This window comes from Stenoxybacter acetivorans DSM 19021 (assembly GCF_000745895.1).
Taxonomy (GTDB): Bacteria; Pseudomonadota; Gammaproteobacteria; order Burkholderiales; family Neisseriaceae; genus Stenoxybacter; species Stenoxybacter acetivorans.
In genome coordinates this window covers 1-1,505 of record NZ_JQKE01000137.1, presented here as the reverse complement: position 1 = coordinate 1,505, position 1,505 = coordinate 1, and the positions used below count along the sequence as shown (strand labels likewise).

The 1,505-nt window shown below is 36.0% G+C and carries 3 protein-coding genes; all 3 read right to left on the bottom strand.

Annotated features, from left to right (window positions below; translation table 11 throughout):
• Positions 1-665 (bottom strand): hypothetical protein (locus tag Q384_RS12765; RefSeq protein ID WP_211251111.1); only part of this gene is annotated, 665 nt, incomplete at its 3' end.
• Positions 666-690: 25 nt separating this feature from the next.
• A complete protein-coding gene (locus Q384_RS10960; protein WP_037588120.1) occupies positions 691-1,170 on the bottom strand; it encodes a hypothetical protein in 480 nt (159 codons plus the stop codon).
• 135 nt (positions 1,171-1,305) lie between these two features.
• Positions 1,306-1,458 carry a hypothetical protein gene (locus Q384_RS13510; RefSeq protein WP_156956560.1) on the bottom strand — a complete coding sequence of 51 codons (153 nt, stop codon included), beginning with the start codon at positions 1,456-1,458 and terminating at the stop codon, positions 1,306-1,308.
• Positions 1,459-1,505: the final 47 nt, after the last annotated feature.

The window sequence follows — 1,505 nt, the reverse complement described above, 5'->3', positions numbered from 1 at the left end:
TCAACATCGGTTATTCTGTAAAGATAATCATCTGCACCGCTTAAAACCATTTGACCATTTATTTCTGTGATTTTTAAATCACAAGAAACCGTATGAAAAACCGAGACATCTTTAATGTATTTAAGAATATTTTCACCATTGGCTTCAAGTGCGCGTAAATCCTGAATATCAATGCCTTCAACGGCGGTTATATTGGGATTTTTTAACAACGTGGGTAATTCAACCAAAGCAAAAACGCCTGAAGCAGACGCACCCGGTCCCAATACCCGAACTTCGCCAACCGCTTCGCCAACAAAACGTTGGGAAGTTGAAGCCCAAACACCTGTGCCATCGTTTTCGCCGTAGAGGAATTTGTTGCCGGTACTGCCGCGAGTTTCAAATTCGGGACCGAATAATTCTCTTAACTTTAATCCCAAAGTTTCATTTGTTTTATAGTCAAGAAATTTTCCCGCTTCAGTATTATCAATAATACGTATATTTGCATTTTGCTCCGAAAACTCTAAAGCAATATCATGCGCTTTTCCCCCGCTCACTATATCGCCGCTGTATAGCAATGTAGTAGAACCTGAGCCGGCAACATCAAGCTGAGCAATTAAATTACGCAAATCTTCATCAGTAGAAACATTAGCAAGAAGTGCATTGGCTTCTGTCATGGTAAGGGACATTTTGATTCTCCTAAAATTTTAATAATTAAAAATTGAATTTGACAACAGTGTTGGGAACTTTTTGATACTTAGCACCTTCATAACCATAAACCAAAAGTGCTTCTTTAAGAATATCAATTACTTCAGTTTTTGGCATTTTCGGTACAGCTGAAGCATCTATTTCTAACAAATCCCACACAATCTGAAATGGGTTATCTGAGAAAGAAGGTGAACAATAAGCACGTTCAACCGTAATACACACGCGTCTTCCCTGAAAGTCAAGTATAAAAATACTTTTATTTGTTGGCTCAGGACGCCCGCTTGGACCTGTTTCATCTATTCTTTTAACCAACATAAAATAAATATTTCGCTCACGATCTATCGTCCAAGCATGTCTGAAAGTTGAAGGTCTTTCTTTAATATTTTTTCTCCAATAAAGGCTAAAAGGATTAAAATCACTCATAAGCTCATCAAGCCCATATTTCTGAATATCTTCTTCAGAAACAATTTCATTCACAAAAGCCATAATACATATCCTTTATTTAAAGTGTGGTAAACAACCAAATCCTTGATTTATATTGCTCAAGCAGTGTGCCGTTTTTGTTTATCAAGCCATTTGCGAAAATATTTTACAGAAAATGCTTTTGTAAATGGCTATATTCTATGATTTTTTGCTATTCACTATGCTGTTACTATATAGCAAGGTAGTAGAATCTGAGCCGGTAACATCAAGCTGAGCAATTAAATTACGCAAATCTTCATCAGCAGAAACATTGGCAAGAAGTGCGTTAGCTTGTTCTTTAGTAAGTGCCATTTTGATTCTCCTAAAATTTTAGTGATTAAAAAATTGATTAAAAATTA

What these genes read in the sequence shown, in the direction of transcription:
- Q384_RS10960 (WP_037588120.1), bottom strand. Translation starts at nt 1,170, where the DNA reads ATGGCTTTTGTGAATGAAATTGTTTCTGAAGAAGATATTCAGAAATAT.
- Q384_RS13510 (WP_156956560.1), bottom strand. Translation starts at nt 1,458, where the DNA reads ATGGCACTTACTAAAGAACAAGCTAACGCACTTCTTGCCAATGTTTCT.